The sequence below is a fragment of the Paracoccus niistensis genome (assembly GCF_042432925.1).
GTDB lineage: Bacteria > Pseudomonadota > Alphaproteobacteria > Rhodobacterales > Rhodobacteraceae > Paracoccus > Paracoccus niistensis.
On sequence record NZ_JBHLWE010000017.1, the window covers coordinates 1 to 18,702 of the forward strand.

Below are 18,702 nucleotides of genomic sequence, written 5' to 3' on the forward strand. Positions count from 1 at the left end.
TGTCCGTCCTCGAGTTAGGGCGGACTCTAATCGGCGGTGGAGGAAAAATCCCATGGCAGGTCAACAGTTCGGTGGCGTTCATTTTGAACTTGTTTACTCCGGACACTTGGGAGGCATTTCAGCGAAACGGCGCTGAGGTGTCGGGCTTCAAGCTTCGGCAGAGAAATGCTGCCGAGAGCGATGTAAAGCCGGGCGACATCTTTGTTTGCTACCTGGTTCGCTTGTCCCGTTGGTGCGGCGCACTTGAAGTGATCTCCTCGGTGTATGAAGACGACTCCCCCATCTTTAGCGATCCCGACCCCTTTGTGCTCCGATTTAAGGTTAGGCCTATTGTGCTTCTGAAGCCTGAGGCAGCCATACCGATCTTCGAAGATGAAGTTTGGCGCACACTTTCGTCTACTCAAAGTTTTGAGCCAGGCACGTCGGGATGGACAGGACAGTTCCGAAGCTCGTTGCGCAGGCTGAATAAAGCCGACGGTGAGTTCCTGTTGCAGAGGCTGAGGGCACAAGCCGCCAAGCCCCAGGAGTATCCATTCACGGACAGAGATCGCAGACAGCTCGCCCGCAAGTCCACGGTCAGAGGCTTAGACCGGGAGGTAGCTGTCGAAGTGCCTGACAATGCCGACAACGAGAGCAAGGCGCCCAGCGTACTGAGAGTTGCCTCAGAAGAGCCGGACGAACGCATCTCCATAACTATGCAGGCCCGATTAGCTGAAATTGGCGCGAAGATGGAATTCAACGTTTGGGTGCCCCGCAACGATAGGGCCCGTGTATGCGAGCACTTAACGGTCGAGGCACGGCGCACCCTGATCGACACTCTTCCCCTCAACTACGATGATGTAACCCTTCGAACAATTGAGAACATAGATGTTCTTTGGCTTAAGCGCCGCTCTATTGCGCGAGCGTTCGAAGTTGAACACACGACTGCGGTGTACAGCGGAATACTCCGCATGGCCGATCTTCTGGCCCTTCAACCCAACATGGATATTCGTCTCCATATTGTGGCACCATCAGACAAACGCGAAAAGGTCTTCCGAGAGATCAAGCGTCCTGTTTTTTCACTTTTGGAACGGGGACCTCTGTACGAGTATTGCACTTACCTTCCGTACGAAGCTGTTTCCGCCATCGCTGACACGCCACACCTTTCCCACATGAACGACAGCCTTCTCGAGGAGTATGCGGAACATGCAGAAGACGCATACGACCCCTTACTTTGAGCACAACAGCGTAATATTCGCTAGCAAGACTTCAGGACACAACTTCACCGGCCAAGCAAACTTTGAAGAGGTCCGGTTCCACGCGCCGCACTAAGAGTGAAACAGGTAGCATCGCATCTCTCGTACAACTGCGAAGCAGCCAACGAGGAATACTGCGACACAACGATGCCACAGATTCCGATCAACGTGCAGAGCGAATATCGAGGAGAAGAACCAGCATCACTGAAGTCGCACATTAAGTTCCGAAAAATTGAAGCGGTCAACTACGTCCACGTGTGAAAGCATGTCCCGAACGCTGTCAGAAAGATCTCGATCATGAGCGTCAGGAGGGCCGAGAACAATGGCCTCAGCCATATACTCCCGAAGGTACGAGCCTGGGCCGGACTTTGGGAGCTTGGAACATGTTCTAACAAAGCTCCCGAACCGCTCTCGCTTGAATTCCTCTGGAATGTCGTCACTAGTGATAATGTTCCTTACGACAATGCAGAGGGTCCAGGCTGCCCAGTACGGTATTGCACAAATCTCGCGAGCTTCGGCAAAGCTGGAGGGCGAAGAATTAGGATTCCCCTCCGGCAGCCTCCATGAGAGCTCCACCCAATTACTTAAGCGATATTGACATTCCCAAATAAGCCTTAGGCCTAGAGTGGGGAACTCACTTAGACGCGACGATTGAGGCAACGGGAGACTAGAGAGGGTAATTATTTTTCGAACGAAGTGCATTAGATACATGAGCCACATGTTATCACACAACCCACTTACCGCGGCTCGGGTAACCATCACATCGAAAAAATGAATTGCTGAGTAAGTAATATCATTGAACAAATCTTCGTCTTCAACAGGAGGAGGCCTTCTTATAACATCAGCATACTGCTCGTCCTCTTCAATGACCTTTATTGCAGCTTCTCCGACCGGCCGCCAAATTCCCGAACGTTGCGCAAAACTGATGTCTTCAAGGAAGTTGTTTAGAACTATGGCGCTTGGATCAAGTGCGTACGTTTCTCTGGCTAGATTTGTAGTTTTTCGTAAGTCACTCCTGAGATGGCTTTCCGAATTCATCATGCTTTCTAAAACATACCTATCAAACTCGTCGTAAAGCTCCGACTGAAACGTCTTAAAGAAAATTGCTGCAAACTCTGGTTTCTGTGTTTGAAGAACATGCCGGATATCGCGTGATTTTGCGATCAGGTCTACTATCTCCCTTGCTGCAGTGGTCCGTTTGCGGGCTGAAGGTATCATCGAAGATACTAGACTAGAAAAGCGGAGGTAGCGGGCTTGCTTCCTGTTCTTGTCCATATTTATGAGATCGATCGTCCGGAAAGTTCCACGGCCAGCTTTCTCGAGCCTATCATGTAACTTCTCAAGCAAATGTTCTCGGTAGAAGGATCGCTTAAGAACATCAATATAAGGAGAAACCAGCGTCAAAATCTCTATGTAGCGACGCGAGTCGTACAGACGTTCCACTAACGGCGGAAGGCGACGTATTCTTCTCGCTCTCGGACGATTAAAGCTATACAGCGTGACCGCAGAAACGCTCCAAACTAGCGTAACGATAAAGGCCATCTGGGTATTATTTAGAACATCTTCCGGCTGCCCGAATCTTAAGCCAACAAACCAAGTTGCCAAAGGAAGAGGCAGAACGGAAACTATTGGATTTACAAACTGGAAGAAAATAACAGCAGCTATGGAGACAAACAGAAGCGTCAGCTGCGCGGGCGAATCTAAGCGTATCCTTAATCTCGTTACCGGATCAATCACAGCATACGCCGCGAACAGTATGCCAAAAAAAGTAAGAAATCCGTCGAGTGTCATAGATTTGCCTGTCGAAACAAGTCTTTCAAGTTGAAAGAAGCAGTATATAACTTGCCGGCTTGTGCTGAGAACACGTTGGCATGTTCTGAAGATTATTCTCACGTAAATTGGGTTGGCGCAAACAAGACCAAAGCGGCTGTCCGCTCGTTATGGTCCTCGGAGTATGCCGCAGGGGAGCTTTGAGGCGGGGATCGACTGAGCACTCAAGCGTGTGCTTCGTCGCTGTTCGAACTACGACGCTGCTCCTGTTGCGGGATGAACTGCAAGTCTAAGGTTGAAGCACTTCGCGCAGGTGAATCGGCGCTATGCACCTGTTTGGGGTAAATGTGTGGGGTAGACGTGTGGGGAGCTTCGCGTGTCCACAGATTTTTTATAATATAATCAGAGCCTTAATTAGGACTCTAAATATGGTGGAGCCGAGGGGAGTCGAACCTCTTGGTTGATGATCGCCGCGTCATTTGCCTCTTCCAATCACCTTACAGACTTATCGCAGTCAGGTACCCTTGCAGCCTCTCCAAGCTGTGCCCTCTCCCATAGCTATCACCGACACTCTGCCGTGCCCAGCCGCCGATCGCATCCGCCACATCCATCGGTGCTCCAGCGTCCCTGAGGCGGTCCCTCATCGTGTGCCTGAAGCTGTGGATGGTCTGACCTTCTCTGACGAGCTTGTTGTCCTTGAGCCACTTGTTGAGCGCCGCTGAGGCAGATGCAGCGTTGATTGGCTCGTCTGGCTTTCGGGGCGTGAAGACCGGGAACAGGAGCTTTCCTTCTGTTGCCATCGCCTCCTGAGCCGCCCAGAGGGCCTCTCCGACGAGCGGGACCTTGCGAGCCGATGAGGCAGTCTTGAGCCGTCTCAGGGGATGGGGCGTTATGACGATGTGCGGCACAGACGCATCTAGGATCACGTCTGATTTCCGGAGGCCGATAATCTCAGCGAGCCGAGCTCCCGTGTCGGAGATCATGGATATCGCCCAGCGCCGCTGATCATTCACCTCACGACAGCGCTCTTGGATCGCTTTGAGCTCTTCCCGTGAGAAGCTGTCGCGTGGCTTACGTTTGCCCTCTGCCTTGTTTGGAATAACCACCCCAGCGAAGGGGTTGTTCATGGTCAGCTCAAACTCCCGAATGGCTGTCGTGATGACTGGGCTGATCTGCTTCAGATAGCGCTCTACGGTGGCAGGCCCATTTCCCTGAGGCCCTTTGCCCTTGGCGATCACTCTGCGGACAAACTCATTGGCGTGCTCACGGCTGAGCTTGTCGAGGGTAATGTCTCCTGTGACCTCCATAAGAATGCCCCAAGCCCTCTCAAACTGTCGGATCTGTTTGGGCTCCTTGGAGAGCTTGCCGAGCTCGATGTGCTTCTCTCGGGCATCGCTGAGCGTCCTCGGGACCTTCCCGGACATAAGAATGTCATAGGTCAACCGCTGCTGACGTGTCGGCTCTGGACGCTCCTCCCAGGGCTCATAGCGGCCCATGAGGTCATCAACGAAGGTGCTTACAGGATCGAGGTCTGGATAGCGTGCGCCATCACCTGGGCTGAGCCCTGCGGCCTCTAGCTGAGCCACCGCAAGCTGAGGATTCGCGAGGCCCTCTCTGTGAGCCTTCCAGAGGGCATCCAGCCGCCGGGTGTGACTGACGGCCAGACGACAGGCTTCCGCCTTGTTCGCAGTCTTCAGGGAGAAATAGATCTGCTCAGGGGCCTTCTTGGATCCCGGCGCTCTATGAAGGTCGCGGCAGTCGTTTGGGATCCGCCGCCGATAATACCAACGATTGCCCTTCGGCTCGATGTGCTGGCACATGACCCGGATCGCCCCAATCTCATAGACTAAGACCACGCTGTGTAACCTCATGTGTAACCTGAGGCAACTCAGCCGCGCCAATAAGATCCTGAAACATAATGATTATTCAGGAATTATATGGCGGACGGTGAGGGATTCGAACCCTCGAGACGGTTCCCCGCCTACACACTTTCCAGGCGTGCGCCTTCGACCACTCGGCCAACCGTCCGTGGCGGGGGTTTAGCCCGCCGCGGCGCGCCCTGCAAGTCAGAGCTTGGAGATGCGCGCCTGCAATTCGGCCAACTGGCGGCGGATGTCCTCGGCTTCCTCGGAGGCGGGCCGCGCGGGACGGGACTTGCCGCGCAAGGGCGTGGGCTCGGGCGGGGGGGCGTCCTCGTCCTCGTCGCGGGCGGGGCTGCTGCTGCCGACCCAGCCGCCCATCATCGCCTTCAGGAACAGCTGCTGCTGGCGCTGCATTTCCGAAAAACCGGGCATCGAGGCCATGGGGTGCTGCAGGGCGGTCAGCTGCTCCATCATCTTGGACTGCCCGTGGCGCAGCATCTCGAAGCTGGCGGCCAGGAACTGCGGCACGACCGACTGCGCCTGCGCGGTATAGCTGCGCACGAGGTCGGTCAGAAGGTCCACGGGCAGGACATTCTCGCCCCGGCTTTCGTGTTCCGCAATGATTTGCAGAAGATACTGGCGCGTCAGGTCGTCGCCGGATCGGAGGTCCACGATCCGCACTTCGCGGCCTTCGCGGACTACCTTGGCGATCTCGTCAAGCGTGATGTAGTCGCTGGTCTCGGTATTGTAGAGCCGCCGGCTGGCATAGCGCTTGATCAGCAGCGGCTCGGGCTTCGACTTGGCGGCTTCGGCGGGCATGGCGGCTTCGCTTTGATGCATCTGCAGCAATGATGGGATGGGGGCGCCGCGATTGCAAAGCAAAAACGCGCGCCCGTCGCGGGCGCGCGCTGCGTCATGGTCAGGAACGAGGGGCCGGGACCGGCCCCGCAGCCGGGATCAGGCCTTGTCCTTGTTGCCCGGGTTCGTGACCGCATCCTGTGCCTGGCGGGCGACGTTCTGGATGTTGGTGGTCGCGGTCTGGGCCATGCGCTGGGCATCGGCCTGGGCTTCCTTGCCGGCGTTCAGCAGCAGGTCGACGGTGTCCATCTGGACCTTCTTGGCAACCTCGGCATAGGCGGCCATGTGCTCGGCGGCCAGTTCGGCAGCGGCCGAGGCGAAGTCCGACATCGCCTTGGCGTAGTCGGCGGGCTGGTCCTTCGAGGTGGTCAGCTCGCCCATGCGGGCCAGCGTGTCCTTGGCCCAGGCGGCCGAAATCTCGGTCGAACGCTCGGCTGCCTGCAGGGCCACGCGGGTCATGCGCTCGCTCAGTTGGGCCTGGGACTTGAAGGCCTCCGTCATCGACGAGGTGTCGACGGGAAGGTTCGCCATCATGTCCTGGAACGGCTTGGTGAAGTCGGGGGTCTTGGCCATCGGAACTCTCCTAAAGGCAGTCAGCGGGTGGTGGAAGTGCCACTAGAGTAGATGCTGCAGTGCAGCATTTCAAGTAGGTCATGCTGCACTGCAGCATGAATGCGCAATTTCTTGCGCCTTCTGCCGGCCGGATCAGGATGATGCCGGCAGGCAGAATGAAAAGCGGCGCGACCCGAAGGTCGCGCCGCGAAGATCATGCCGCCTCGTGGACATAGACGCCGGGGGCCGGAGCCAAGGAGACCTGGGGCTCGCGCGCCGGGACCATCGGTCCCGAATGCTGCGCCAGCCACTCGGCCCAGCGCGGCCACCAGCTGCCCTCGTTGTGCCGGGCATGGCCGCGCCAGTCCTCGGGCGTGCCGCTGAAATCGGCCTGCGAAACGTAGTGCCCGTATTTCACCTTGCCCGGCGGGTTGATGATCCCGGCGATATGGCCCGACTCCGAAAGGATGAAGGTGCGATCGGCCGAGGCCATCTGCGCGATCCCCTTCCAGCTGTGGTGCCAGGGCGCAATGTGGTCGCTTTCGCAGGCAATGGCGCAGACCGGCACCGTGACGTCGGACAGGTGGACGCGGTGTCCGAGGATCTCGAAGCCCTCGCGCGCCAGCGCATTCGCCTGGCACAGCTTGCGCAGATACTGGGTGACCATCCGCCCCGGCAGGTTGGTGCCGTCGCCGTTCCAGAACAGCAGGTCGAAGGCGGGCGGCGTCTCGCCCAGCATGTAGCTGCGGATCGCAGGGCCCCAGATCAGGTCGTTGGCGCGCAGGAAGCTGAAGGTCCGCTGCATCAGCTTGGCCGACAGGTAGCCGGTGCGCCGGACCTCGTCCTCGATCCCGCCGACAAAATCGTCCTGCAGGAAGGTCGTGAACTCTCCTTGGTCCGAGAAGTCGGTCAGCGTGGTCAGGAAGGTCGCGGACTTCACCCGGTCATCGCCGCGCTGCTTCAGCACGCCCAGCGTCGCCGTCAGGGTGGTGCCGCCGATGCAGTAGCCGAGGGCGTTCAGCTGCCGCTCGCCCGTCAGTTCCAGCGCCTTGTCCATCGCCTCGAGGTAGGCCGCGACATAGTCGTCCATGGCCACGTCGGCGAAGCTTTCGTCGGGGTTCTTCCAGGACACCACGAACAGCGTGTGACCCTGTTCCACGAGCCACCGCAGCAGGCTGTTCTGCGGCTTGAGGTCCATGATGTAGTACTTGTTGATCCATGGCGGGAAAACGATCAGCGGCGCCTTGTGGACCTGGTCCGTCAGGGGCCGGTACTGGATCAGCTCGAACATCCGGGTGCGGTGGACGACCTCGCCCGGCGTGGTGCCGATGTTCTCGCCCACGCGGAAGGCGCTGCGGTCGGCCAGCGAGACGATCATCTCGCCGCCGCTTTCCTCGATATCCCGGACCAGGTTTTCCAGCCCGCGCACGAGGCTGTCGCCCTCGGTTTCCAAAGCCTTGACCAGCGCGTCGGGGTTCGTCGCCAGGAAGTTGGTCGGCGCCAGCATGTCGATCATCTGGCGGGTGAACCAGTCCACGCGGCGACGCTCGACCTCGTTGTCGATCTGCAGGTCGGCGGTGGCCTTGCGGATCGCCTCGGCGTTGATCTGATACTGGCGCATCACGAAGCTGTAGAAGGGATTCGTGTGCCACAGCGGGTTCTTGAAGCGGCGGTCGGACGTGTCGCTGCCGGCCGGCGCCTGGAAGCCGTGCAGGAACGCGCCCTGGGCCTCGGCCACGTGGCGCAGCGTGTCGCCCCAGTAACGGACCTGCTGCTCGATCAGGCGCGCGGGCTGCTCGGTCGCCAGCTTCACCCAGGCCTGCGCGACCGAGCCGTATAGCTCGGGACCCGGCCCCTCGATCGAGGCGGCGCGCATCGGCTTGCTGGCAACGGCGCGCAGCAGACGCTGGCTGAGGCTTTCGATCCGGGCGATGTTCTCGGCCAGCTTCTCGGTCAGGCCGGGCGCGGTCAGCGGGTTCTCATGCGCCGCGGGCGCGGCCCCCTGCCCCTCTGCGACGGGCGCAGGTGCGGGCGCTGCGGCAGTCCCGTCGTCGTCGGTCACGGTGACCGGCTCGGCGGCGGCTTCCGCCTCGGCCTCGGCCACCGCGTCGGCCAGTTCCTCGGCCGAGATCACGCCCAGGCTTTCGAGGGGGTTCACCTCCTCCTCGGGGATCTCGTCGGACGGCTTTGCTGCGGATGCATCCTCGTCCTGATCGCCGGCCGCGACGGCGGCAGGCTGCGCCTCTCCGGCGGGGGCGGGCTGCTGAGGGGGCGGCGATTCGCCGCGGGCCTCTTCTTCCTCAGAAACGGCCGTTTGTCCGTCCTTCTCCTGCGTCTCGGAGGGGGCGGAGACCGCCGCTTCGGCCAGAATCGACTCGGTCACGGAGACGGGGACATCCGATTCCAGGCTCGTGATCTCGTCGGCCAGGATCGCGTCCTCGTGCCCCGCAGCCATCACGGTCGCGCCCAAAGTTTCTGCGATTGCAGCATCAAGCTGCTGTTCCGGCTGGACAACGTTCGAAGCTGCCGTTTGCCGCGCTTTTTCCGTCACGTCATTCTGACGTTTCTTGGCCATGACATTGGATCCTCGCTACCCCTGTCTGCATTAAAGACCAGGTTGACGCTGATCGCAAACCCGCCTTTACGCACAGGGAATATTCCAGGGAGTTCGTGGCGATGGTCTACAAAGGCGCGCGTGGCATGCTGTCCTATGACGCGATGGAAACGCTGCGTAACACGAACGAATGGATGGGGGCATCGGCCCGGGCCATGGCCTCCTATCCGCTGTTCGCCATGATCCCCTCGCCCTTCTTCAAGGTCATGAGCGCCTGGGGCCGCGTCACGGAACGCAGCTTCGCCCGCATGGTCATCAAGCCCGACTGGGAAATCCCGCCGATCCCCAGCGCCGACGGCCAGGACCACCTGGTCTATGTCGAGCCGGTGATCCGCCGTCCCTTCGGCAGCCTGGTCCATTTCCGCGTCGCCCGGCGCGAGCCGATGGCCCGCCGCGTCCTGCTCGTCGCGCCCATGTCCGGCCATTACGCCACCCTTCTGCGCTCTACCGTGACATCCCTGCTGCCCGATTGCGACGTCTGGGTGACGGATTGGCACAATGCCCGCGACATTCCGGTCAGTGAGGGCAAGTTCGACGTCGAGGATTACACCCGCTACCTCGTCGACTTCATGAAGCACCTAGGCCCCGACCTGCATGTGGTCGCGGTCTGCCAGCCCGCGCCGCTGGCGCTTGTCGCCACCGCCATGCTGGCCGAGGACGAGCCCGCCGCCCAGCCCCGCACCCTGACCCTGATCGGCGGACCCATTGACCCGGATGCGGCGGCGACTGAGGTCACCGATTTCGGCAACCGCATGACGATGGGCGAGCTCGAGCACCTGTTCATCCAGCAGGTCGGCTTCAAATACCGGGGCGTGGGCCGGATGGTCTATCCGGGGCTGGCGCAGCTGACCTCGTTCATCGCCATGAACGCCGAAACCCATGCCCGCGCCTTCCGCGACAAGATCGTCGCCGAGGCGAAGGGCGAAGGCTCCGAAGGCGACAAGCACAACAAGTTCTACGACGAATACCTTGCCGTGATGGACATGACGGCCGAGTTCTACCTGTCCACCGTTGAGCGCGTCTTCAAGAAATGCGAGATCGCGGGCAACCGCTTCACGGTGGAAGGCCGCGCGGTCGACATCGGCAAGATCAGGGACGTCGCGGTGATGACGGTCGAGGGCGCCAACGACGACATCTCGGCGCCCGGCCAGTGTGTGGCGGCGCTGAAGCTGTGCAGCGGCGTCCCCGAAAAGAAGAAGGCCCAGCATCTTGAACCCGGCGCGGGGCATTACGGCATCTTTGCCGGCAAGAGCTGGCGCATCAACATCCGCCCGCTGGTGCTGGATTTCATGGACGAACATTCGCAGCACCCCGAGCAGACCAGCCGGCCCAAGCGCCTGCGCGGCATGACCGGACCCGGCGACACCCGCCGCGATCCGGCGGAAGAAGACAGCAAGATCGCGGTCTGATCCTTCTGCCCCTTTCAAAGGCCCCGGCCCCCGCGCCGGGGCCTTTCGCTTGCGCGGAACCGCTGCAGCGCAGCGGGGTTGCACTTGCGACTGTCCGCGCCACGAGGGCGCATAGGAGGACCCATGACCGACAACCGTGACACCTTCTGGAAACGCCTCGAAGGCATCAACGCCGGGATGCTGGGCGCCGAGCCCGACTGGCGGCTGGTGCCCATGTCGCATTACGCCGAGCAGGAAACCGCCACGCTGTGGTTCATCACCGCCGCCGGCACCGACCTGGTCGAAGCTGTGGAAGGCGGCGCGAAGAAGGCCGTTCATGCGGTGGGCGACGGCGACGGTCAGCTTTACGCCCGTATCGAGGGCAAGCTTGAGCTTTCAAACGACAAGGCCAAGCTGGACGAGGTCTGGAACGCCGTGGCCTCCAGCTGGTTCGGCAACGATGAACGCGACCCGGACGTCCGCCTGCTCAAGTTCACCATGTCCGAGGCCGAGGTCTGGACCACCGCCGGACGCATCGGCTTCTTCTACGAGATCGCCAAATCGAAGATCACCGGCGCCAAGCCCGACACCGGCGACCACTTCACCGTCAGCTTCTGACATCCGCGACGCCCGGCCCCGATGGCCGGGCGTCGTTGTTCAGACCGCCAGTTCCGCCACTGCCTCGCGGATCATCCGCAGCTCGCGCGGTGCGCTGAATCGGTGGTCGGCGTCCTTGACCAGCGCCAGCCGGATGTCCGGTCCCTCGGCATGGGACAGCAGCCGCAGCGCATCCTTCATCGGCACATCGGCATCCGCCGTGCCCTGCAGGAACCTCGCGGGCATCGGCAACCTGAGCGGTCCCCCGAAGACGCTGTTCTCCGCCCCCTGCTCGAACAGCCGTCGCGAAAAGACGTAATCCTCGCCGTATTCGCTCGGCCGTGTGATCCGGCCCTCCGACGCCAGCGCCGCCCGGTCCTGATCGGTGAAGCCCGCCTGCATCCGCGCGGTGAAATCCGGCGCGGCGGCGATCGTCACCAGCCCCGCCCAGCGTTCCGGCTGCGCACGCGCCAGCAGCAGTGCCAGCCACCCACCCAGTGACGAGCCGACCAGCACCTGCGGTCCCGGCGCCAGCGTGTCGATCACGTCACGCGCGTCCTCCAGCCAGTCGCCGATGCCGAAGTCCTCGACCAGTCCGCCGCTCGCCCCATGCCCCGACAGGTCGAAGCGCAGCATCGCGCGGCCCTGATCGCGGCACCAGGCCTCCAGATCGATGGCCTTGGTTCCCCCCATGTCCGACTTGAACCCGTGCAGGAACACGACACCCGGCCCCTGCCCCTCAAGCCGCTCACAAGCCAGTTGCCGCCCCGATGCGGTCCGATGAAACATCGTCCTCGCTCCTTTCTTCTTCGACCAAGTATCCCACGGGATCGTCGTATACGACGAGGGGCGTAAAGCCCCCAGCCTGACCGCACCACCGGCCGCCGCATTGACACTCCCGTCCTCCCACGCCACACGGGCCCTCACATAACCCGCAACCGGGCGTTCCGTGGGCGCCAAACCGATTGGGAGGACGCGATGTCCCAGATTTCCCTTACCTTCCCCGATGGCAGCATCCGCGACTATCCCGCCGGGACCACCGCCGCGCAGGTCGCCGCCTCGATCGCGCCCAGCCTCGCGAAGAACGCCATCAGCGCCAGCCTCGACGGTCGCCACGTCGACCTCGCCTGGCCGCTGACGGAAAGCGGCAGCATCGCCATCAACACGATGAAGGACGCCGCGCCTGCGCTGGAACTGATCCGCCACGACCTCGCCCATGTCATGGCGCGCGCGGTGCAGGAACTCTGGCCCGACGTGAAGGTCACCATCGGCCCGGTCCGCGACTACGGCTGGTTCTACGACTTCGACCGCGCCGAGCCCTTCACGCCCGACGACCTCGGCGCCATCGAGGCGCGCATGAAGCAGATCATCGCCGCCCGCGATCCCGTCCGCACCGAGGTCTGGGACCGTGCCCGCGCCATCGCCCATTACGAGGCCGCGGGCGAGCCCTTCAAGATCGAGCTGATCCACCGCATCGCCGAGGGCGAGGACCTGCGGATGTACTGGCACGGCGACTGGCAGGACCTGTGCCGCGGTCCGCACCTGCAGCACACCGGCCAGCTTCCGGCCGACGCCTTCAAGCTGACCCATGTGGCGGGCGCCTACTGGCTGGGCGACAACACCCGCCCCATGCTGCAGCGCATCTACGGCGTGGCCTTCCGCAACCGCGACGAGCTCAAGGCCCACATGACCATGCTCGAGGAGGCCGCCAAGCGCGACCACCGCAAGCTGGGCCGCGAGATGGACCTGTTCCACATGCAGGAGGAAGCGCCGGGACAGGTCTTCTGGCACCCGAACGGCTGGAACATCTACACGACGCTTCAGGACTACATGCGCCGCCAGCAGAAGCGCGGCGGCTATGTCGAGGTGAACACGCCCCAGGTCGTGAACCGCAAGCTGTGGGAAGCCTCGGGCCACTGGCAGAACTACCAGGAAAACATGTTCATCGTCGAGGTGGACGAGGAACACGCGCGCGAAAAGACGGTGAACGCGCTCAAGCCCATGAACTGCCCCTGCCATGTGCAGATCTTCAACGTGGGCCTGAAATCCTACCGCGACCTGCCGCTGCGGATGGCCGAGTTCGGGTCTTGCAACCGCTATGAACCCTCGGGCGCGCTGCACGGCATCATGCGCGTGCGCGGCTTCACCCAGGACGACGCGCATATCTTCTGCACCGAAGCCCAGATCGAGCCGGAAACGAAGAAGTTCATCGAGTTCCTGGCCCGCATCTACGCCGACCTCGGCTTCGACAACTGGACGGTCAAGCTCTCCACGCGTCCCGAAAAGCGCATCGGCTCGGACGAAAGCTGGGATCGGGTTGAATCTGCGCTGGGCAACGCCTGCCGCGCCGCGGGCTATGACTTCGAGGTGCAGGAGGGCGAGGGCGCCTTCTACGGCCCCAAGCTGGAATTCACCCTGACCGACGCCATCGGCCGCCAGTGGCAGTGCGGCACGCTGCAGGTGGACCCGAACCTGCCGGAACGGCTCGACGCCGAATATGTCGGCGAGGACGGCCAGAAGCACCGCCCCGTAATGCTGCACCGGGCGGTCCTGGGCAGCTTCGAGCGCTTCATCGGCATGCTGATCGAGAACTACGCGGGCAAGCTGCCCCTGTGGCTCGCGCCCCGGCAGGTGGTCGTGGCCTCGATCGTCTCGGACGCCGACGACTACGTGCGCGAGGTGGTGGCCGCCCTGACCGCAGCCGGCATCCGGGCCGAGGCGGACATCCGCAACGAGAAGATCAACTACAAGGTCCGCGAGCATTCGCTGCAGAAGGTGCCCGTCATCATGGCCGTGGGCATGAAGGAGGTGGCCGAGCGCAGCGTCTCGATCCGCCGCCTGGACCGGCAAGGGTCGGAATCGGTGACGCTGGACGCGGCGCTGGAAAGTCTGGTGGCCGAGGGTACGCCCCCGGACCTGCGGGGCTGACCCGCGCGACCGGCGCCGAATTGCCGGAACGTCACGCGGGCGTGAGCTTGCCGCGATTCTCCCCTTGCGTTTACGGGCGATTCGGGCATCCTGACCTCGCGTGAGCATGACTTTCTACCGCGTCCCTTCACGGGGCAGCCGGACTGCGAAAGGGCTGCACGGCTCGGCTGGCAATCTCGCCACCGGGATACTGAAGGAGAGAAGGTCATGGCGACCGGCACGGTTAAATGGTTCAATGCCACCAAGGGTTACGGCTTCATCGCGCCCGACGATGGCGGCAAGGACGTGTTCGTCCATATTTCCGCGGTTGAGCGTGCGGGCCTGACCGGCCTGAACGACAACCAGAAGATCCAGTACGAGCTGCAGTCGGGCCGTGACGGCCGCGCCTCGGCTTCGGATCTCAAGCTGCTCTGATCTCACAGGCGCATCGCGCTCCGTCCGGATGCGCCACTTGGCGGCCTGCGGAAACGCAGGCCGTTTTTTCATGCATGCAGCCCGGCTGTGCGTCGGGGACACAGGCGGCCGATCATGCGCACAAGCGACTTGCAGCGGCGCGCATCAGGCGGCACTCAGGGCGCCATGCAGGACTTCAATCTGGCTGAACATGTGCTCGCGGCGGGGCTGGCCTCGCCTGACAAGCTGGCGCTCGCGGTGGTCTCGCCCACCGGTGCCGACCGCTGGTCCCATGCGCGGCTGCGCGCCGCCGTCCTGGGAACGGCCACGGGACTGCGGGAACGCGGCCTGACGCCCGGCGACCGGGTGCTGCTGCGGATCGGGAACGAGCCGGGCTTCCCCGTGGCCTATCTTGCCTGCATCGCAGCCGGGCTGATCCCCGTGCCGACCTCGGCCATGCTGACAGCGCGCGAGGTTACCAAGATCGCGGGCGAGATCACCCATGCTCTGACCATCGCGGGCGAGGGCATCGACCTGCCCGAAGGCGACCCGGCGCCGGTCATGCCGGTGACCGAGCTGTCAGGAATGGCTTTCCTGCCGCCGGCCGAGTTCGACCGGGGCGACGCCGACCGTCTTGCCTATATCGTCTACACTTCGGGCACCTCGGGGCGCCCGCGCGCGGTGATGCACGCGCATCGGGCAATCCTCGCGCGGCAGATGATGTTCGACGGCTGGTACGGGCTGACGCCCTGCGACCGGCTGCTGCATGCGGGCGCCTTCAACTGGACCTTCACGCTGGGCACGGGGCTGATGGACCCCTGGACCGCAGGCGCAACCGCGCTGATCCCGGCCGACGGCACGGCGATCGAGCAGATCCCTCTGCTCGCCCGTCGCAATGGTGCCACGATCATCGCCGGTGCACCGGGCGTCTTCCGCCGGATGCTGCGCGCCGACTGGGCACCGCTGCCCGAGTTGCGCCACGGCCTGACGGCGGGCGAACGGCTCGACCCCGAGTTGCGCCGGGCATGGAGGGACCGCACCGGGACCGAACTGCACGAGGCGATGGGCATGTCGGAATGCTCGACCTTCCTGTCGGGCTCGCCTACCCGTCCCGCGCCCGAGGGCTCGGCGGGCTATCCCCAGCCGGGCCGCCGCGTGGCGATCCTGTCCGATGAAGGCGAGCCCCTGCCCCCCGGTCAGCCCGGCGTGCTGGCGGTCCATCGCAGCGATCCGGGCCTGTTTCTGGGCTATCTTGGCCAGCCTGAGGAAACCGCCGCGAAGTTCCAGGGGGAATGGTTCCTGACCGGCGACCTGGCCGTGCAGGCCGAGGACGGCGCGATCTCGACCCTGGGCCGCGCCGACGACATGATGAACGCAGGCGGCTTCCGCGTCGCGCCTGCCGAGGTCGAGGACGTGCTGGTGCCCGTCCCCGGCGCGGGCGACGTCGCGGTGACCGAACTGCCGGTTCCGGGCGCCTCGATCATCGCCGCATTCTGGACCGGCCCCGCCACGCCCGAGGCCATGCGCGCGGCGGCCGAGACGGGCCTTGCCCGCTACAAGCAGCCGCGCGAGTTCATCCGGCTCAAAGCCCTGCCCCGCACGCCCACCGGCAAGATCAACAGGCGCGCCTTGCGCGAGGCGCCCAGGAAGGACGCCTGATCCTCACTGCGGGAAGGTGACGGCGTCCAGCGGATATTCCATCACCGCAACCATCGGCTGGTCGCCATCCTCGGCGAAGGCGAAGACATGCAGCATGTCGTTCTGCAGCACCACGCGGCAGAACCGCCCTTCCTGCGCCATCGCCTTGGGGCATTCGGGCATGTCGCCATGCTCGACGGTCGCCTCGAAGATCTCATAGGTCATGGCCCCGGCCGGCGTCTCGCGGGGCTCGGCCAGGTTGATCGGGGCGGCCACGCCCGCCGTCTGCGGCCCGGTGTCATATTCGCCGGGGACCGAGGCAATCGCCATTCCGCCCGACAGGGTGGCGGCAAGAAGGGCAAGGGGAAGGAGGCGGGGCATCTTCAGGCTCCATCAGAATCATGCAGGCTTTTAACTGACAGAAACACTCATCTTCATACAAGAAGATTGTGCCGTGCCTCGGCGCTTGCCGTCGGCAGGCGCGGGATGCATGACGGAAAACTGAGTTCCATGCCAAGCAGGTCACCCGGATGAACCGTTTCGCCGCCCCCATCGCCGAACAGATCTGGGACATGAAATACCGCCTGCGCGCCGCCGACGGCACGCCGCTGGACGCCACGGTCGAGGACACATGGCGGCGCGTCGCCCGCGACCTCGCCTCGGTGGAAACGAACCCCGCCGCCTGGGAAGGCCGCTTCTACGCCGCGCTCGAGGACTTCCGCTTCCTGCCCGCGGGCCGGATCATGGCGGGCGCGGGCACCGGGCGGTCGGTCACGCTGTTCAACTGCTTTGTCATGGGCACGATTCCCGACAGCATGGGGGGCATCTTCGACGCGCTCAAGGAAGCCGCGCTGACCATGCAGCAGGGCGGCGGCATCGGCTACGACTTCTCGACCATCCGCCCCAAGGGGGCCGAGGTGAAGGGCGTGGCCGCCGATGCCTCGGGACCGCTGTCCTTCATGGACGTGTGGGACGCGATGTGCCGCACGATCATGTCGGCGGGTTCGCGCCGGGGCGCCATGATGGCCACGATGCGCTGCGACCATCCCGACATCGAGGATTTCATCGCCGCCAAGCAGGACTCGGCCCGGCTGCGGATGTTCAACCTGTCGGTGCTGGTGACCGATGCCTTCATGGAGGCGCTCAAGGCCGACGCCGACTGGCCGCTGGTCTTCGGCGGCAAGGTCTACCGCACCGTCCGTGCCCGCGACCTGTGGGACCGGATCATGCGCGCGACCTATGACTATGCCGAGCCGGGCGTGATCTTCATTGACCGCATAAACCGGATGAACAACCTGCGTTATGTCGAGGAAATCTCTGCCACCAACCCCTGCGGCGAGCAGCCCCTGCCGCCCTATGGCGCCTGCTTGCTGGGCTCGATCAACCTCGCGCGGCTGGTGCAGGACCCCTTTGGTCCCAAGGCTGCACTGGACCTCGACGCGCTCGAGGAACTGGTCACGACCGCCGTGCGGATAATGGACAATGTCGTGGACGCCTCGCGCTTTCCGCTGCCGCAGCAGGCCGCCGAGGCGCAGGCCAAGCGCCGCATCGGGCTGGGCGTCACGGGCCTTGCCGACGCGCTGATGATGGTCGGCCTGCGCTATGGCGCGCCCGAGGCGGCCGAGGCCACGCGCCAGTGGATGCACCGGATCACGCGGGCGGCTTATCTCGCCAGCGCTGATCTGGCGAAGGAAAAGGGCGCCTTCCCGCTGTTCGACGCCGAGGCCTACCTATCCTCGGGATTCATGCAGAAGATGGACGAGGACGTGCGCGAGGCCGTCCGCGCCCACGGCATCCGCAACGCCCTGCTGACCAGCGTGGCGCCGACCGGCACGATCAGCCTCTATGCCGGTAACGTGAGTTCGGGCATCGAGCCGGTCTTCGCCCACAGCTACACCCGCAAGGTCCTGCAGAAGGATGGCACCCGCACCGAGGAGGAGGTCGTGGACTACGCCGCCCAACTGTGGCGCGACCGCATGGGCGACGCGCCCTTCCCCGACTGGTTCGTGAACGCCCAGACGCTGTCGCCGCTGGACCACGTCGCCATGCAGGCGGCGGCGCAGGACTGGGTGGACAGCTCGATTTCCAAGACCATCAACTGCCCCGAGGACATTTTCTTCGAGGCCTTCAAGGACGTCTACCTTGCCGCCTGGGACCAAGGCTGCAAGGGCTGCACCACCTATCGTCCCAACGAGGTGACCGGGTCCGTGCTGTCGGTCGAAAAGCCCGCCGCGGCCACTGCCCCGGCGCTGCTGGACAAGCCGATGGACCGCCCGGTGTCGCTGGTGGGCGCGACCTACAAGCTCAAGTTCCCCGGCAGCGAGCACGCAATCTACATCACAGTGAATGACATCGACGACGGCGGCAGGCGGCGCCCCTTCGAGGTCTTCATCAACTCGAAGAACATGGAGCATTACGCCTGGACCGTGGCGCTGACGCGGATGATCTCGGCCGTCTTCCGCCGCGGCGGCGACGTGAGCTTCGTGGTCGAGGAGTTGAAGGCCGTCTTCGACCCCCGCGGCGGCGCCTGGATGGAGGGCCGCTACGTCCCCTCGATCCTGGCCGCCATCGGCGGCGTGATCGAGCGCCACATGATCGCCATAGGCTTCCTGTCGGGCGAGGGCGCGGGTCTCAAGTCCGACCCCCATGCGGACGGCAGCGCCCCGGTCGGCCCCTCCTGCCCCGCCTGCGGCACGCCGGGGATGCGCATGATCGAGGGCTGCATGACCTGCCCCAGTTGCGGACATTCCCGCTGCGGCTGAGGCGGCGCTTGCGTCGTCGCCGGAGCGGGGGTTTTCCACCCCCGCACCCCCGAGGATACTTGGGCAAAGAAGAAAGCCTTCACGGAAGGTCGTATTCTCAGTGGG

The 18,702-nt window shown here is 63.3% G+C and carries 14 protein-coding genes and 1 tRNA gene; 7 read left to right on the forward strand and 8 right to left on the reverse strand.

Annotation, left to right across the window (positions count from 1 at the left end):
• Positions 1-1,217: type II restriction enzyme NmeDI-related protein (locus ACFFII_RS04235; RefSeq protein WP_446686932.1), on the forward strand; the 1,217-nt coding region annotated here is incomplete at its 5' end.
• Between the two features lie 219 nt (positions 1,218-1,436).
• Here the strand turns inward: ACFFII_RS04235 and ACFFII_RS04240 are convergent.
• From ACFFII_RS04240 to phaC, 6 genes are all read right to left on the reverse strand, one after another.
• Positions 1,437-3,026, reverse strand: coding sequence for a hypothetical protein (locus tag ACFFII_RS04240; protein WP_377697653.1), 1,590 nt, complete (start codon positions 3,024-3,026; stop codon positions 1,437-1,439).
• 476 nt (positions 3,027-3,502) lie between these two features.
• A complete protein-coding gene (locus ACFFII_RS04245) occupies positions 3,503-4,876 on the reverse strand; it encodes a tyrosine-type recombinase/integrase (RefSeq protein ID WP_377697654.1) in 1,374 nt (457 codons plus the stop codon).
• 67 nt (positions 4,877-4,943) lie between these two features.
• Positions 4,944-5,033 (reverse strand) — tRNA-Ser (locus ACFFII_RS04250).
• Positions 5,034-5,071: 38 nt separating this feature from the next.
• Positions 5,072-5,707 carry a polyhydroxyalkanoate synthesis repressor PhaR gene (gene phaR, locus ACFFII_RS04255; RefSeq protein WP_377697655.1) on the reverse strand — a complete coding sequence of 212 codons (636 nt, stop codon included), beginning with the start codon at positions 5,705-5,707 and terminating at the stop codon, positions 5,072-5,074.
• Positions 5,708-5,824: 117 nt separating this feature from the next.
• Positions 5,825-6,298, reverse strand: a complete 474-nt coding sequence (locus ACFFII_RS04260) for a Phasin (RefSeq protein WP_090754060.1) — start codon at positions 6,296-6,298, stop codon at positions 5,825-5,827.
• A gap of 193 nt (positions 6,299-6,491) precedes the next feature.
• Positions 6,492-8,852, reverse strand: coding sequence for a class I poly(R)-hydroxyalkanoic acid synthase (phaC, locus tag ACFFII_RS04265; protein WP_377697656.1), 2,361 nt, complete (start codon positions 8,850-8,852; stop codon positions 6,492-6,494).
• A gap of 101 nt (positions 8,853-8,953) precedes the next feature.
• Here phaC and phaZ point away from each other — a divergent pair, with 101 nt between their 5' ends.
• Together phaZ and ACFFII_RS04275 are read left to right on the forward strand one after the other, a co-directional pair.
• Positions 8,954-10,300, forward strand: a complete 1,347-nt coding sequence (phaZ, locus tag ACFFII_RS04270; RefSeq protein ID WP_377697657.1) for a polyhydroxyalkanoate depolymerase — start codon at positions 8,954-8,956, stop codon at positions 10,298-10,300.
• Between the two features lie 123 nt (positions 10,301-10,423).
• Positions 10,424-10,897 carry a pyridoxamine 5'-phosphate oxidase family protein gene (locus ACFFII_RS04275; protein WP_377697658.1) on the forward strand — a complete coding sequence of 158 codons (474 nt, stop codon included), beginning with the start codon at positions 10,424-10,426 and terminating at the stop codon, positions 10,895-10,897.
• Positions 10,898-10,936: 39 nt separating this feature from the next.
• Here the strand turns inward: ACFFII_RS04275 and ACFFII_RS04280 are convergent, their stop codons facing one another.
• Positions 10,937-11,665, reverse strand: a complete 729-nt coding sequence (locus tag ACFFII_RS04280; RefSeq protein WP_377697659.1) for an alpha/beta fold hydrolase — start codon at positions 11,663-11,665, stop codon at positions 10,937-10,939.
• Positions 11,666-11,854: 189 nt separating this feature from the next.
• On the opposite strand from ACFFII_RS04280, the gene thrS reads away from it, so the two are divergent.
• The 3 genes from thrS (at position 11,855) to ACFFII_RS04295 (ending at position 15,856) form a co-directional block, all read left to right on the forward strand.
• Positions 11,855-13,804 carry a threonine--tRNA ligase gene (gene thrS, locus ACFFII_RS04285; RefSeq protein WP_377697660.1) on the forward strand — a complete coding sequence of 650 codons (1,950 nt, stop codon included), beginning with the start codon at positions 11,855-11,857 and terminating at the stop codon, positions 13,802-13,804.
• 207 nt (positions 13,805-14,011) lie between these two features.
• The gene (locus ACFFII_RS04290; RefSeq protein ID WP_090754070.1) at positions 14,012-14,218 is read left to right on the forward strand and encodes a cold-shock protein; all 207 of its coding nucleotides are present in this window, start codon (positions 14,012-14,014) and stop codon (positions 14,216-14,218) included.
• 165 nt (positions 14,219-14,383) lie between these two features.
• A complete protein-coding gene (locus ACFFII_RS04295) occupies positions 14,384-15,856 on the forward strand; it encodes a class I adenylate-forming enzyme family protein (RefSeq protein ID WP_377697661.1) in 1,473 nt (490 codons plus the stop codon).
• Between the two features lie 3 nt (positions 15,857-15,859).
• Here ACFFII_RS04295 and ACFFII_RS04300 read toward each other — a convergent pair whose 3' ends face one another.
• The gene (locus ACFFII_RS04300) at positions 15,860-16,216 is read right to left on the reverse strand and encodes a hypothetical protein (protein WP_377697662.1); all 357 of its coding nucleotides are present in this window, start codon (positions 16,214-16,216) and stop codon (positions 15,860-15,862) included.
• A gap of 149 nt (positions 16,217-16,365) precedes the next feature.
• Between ACFFII_RS04300 and ACFFII_RS04305 the strand changes: the two genes are divergently transcribed.
• Positions 16,366-18,597 carry an adenosylcobalamin-dependent ribonucleoside-diphosphate reductase gene (locus ACFFII_RS04305; protein ID WP_377697663.1) on the forward strand — a complete coding sequence of 744 codons (2,232 nt, stop codon included), beginning with the start codon at positions 16,366-16,368 and terminating at the stop codon, positions 18,595-18,597.
• Positions 18,598-18,702: the final 105 nt, after the last annotated feature.

Bases quoted from the DNA above. Each gene is read 5' to 3' on its own strand.
- ACFFII_RS04240 (WP_377697653.1), bottom strand. From the start codon at position 3,026: ATGACACTCGACGGATTTCTTACTTTTTTTGGCATACTGTTCGCGGCG.
- ACFFII_RS04245 (WP_377697654.1), bottom strand. From the start codon at position 4,876: ATGAGGTTACACAGCGTGGTCTTAGTCTATGAGATTGGGGCGATCCGG.
- phaR (WP_377697655.1), bottom strand. From the start codon at position 5,707: ATGCATCAAAGCGAAGCCGCCATGCCCGCCGAAGCCGCCAAGTCGAAG.
- ACFFII_RS04260 (WP_090754060.1), bottom strand. From the start codon at position 6,298: ATGGCCAAGACCCCCGACTTCACCAAGCCGTTCCAGGACATGATGGCG.
- phaC (WP_377697656.1), bottom strand. From the start codon at position 8,852: ATGGCCAAGAAACGTCAGAATGACGTGACGGAAAAAGCGCGGCAAACG.
- phaZ (WP_377697657.1), top strand. From the start codon at position 8,954: ATGGTCTACAAAGGCGCGCGTGGCATGCTGTCCTATGACGCGATGGAA.
- ACFFII_RS04275 (WP_377697658.1), top strand. From the start codon at position 10,424: ATGACCGACAACCGTGACACCTTCTGGAAACGCCTCGAAGGCATCAAC.
- ACFFII_RS04280 (WP_377697659.1), bottom strand. From the start codon at position 11,665: ATGTTTCATCGGACCGCATCGGGGCGGCAACTGGCTTGTGAGCGGCTT.
- thrS (WP_377697660.1), top strand. From the start codon at position 11,855: ATGTCCCAGATTTCCCTTACCTTCCCCGATGGCAGCATCCGCGACTAT.
- ACFFII_RS04290 (WP_090754070.1), top strand. From the start codon at position 14,012: ATGGCGACCGGCACGGTTAAATGGTTCAATGCCACCAAGGGTTACGGC.
- ACFFII_RS04295 (WP_377697661.1), top strand. From the start codon at position 14,384: ATGCAGGACTTCAATCTGGCTGAACATGTGCTCGCGGCGGGGCTGGCC.
- ACFFII_RS04300 (WP_377697662.1), bottom strand. From the start codon at position 16,216: ATGCCCCGCCTCCTTCCCCTTGCCCTTCTTGCCGCCACCCTGTCGGGC.
- ACFFII_RS04305 (WP_377697663.1), top strand. From the start codon at position 16,366: ATGAACCGTTTCGCCGCCCCCATCGCCGAACAGATCTGGGACATGAAA.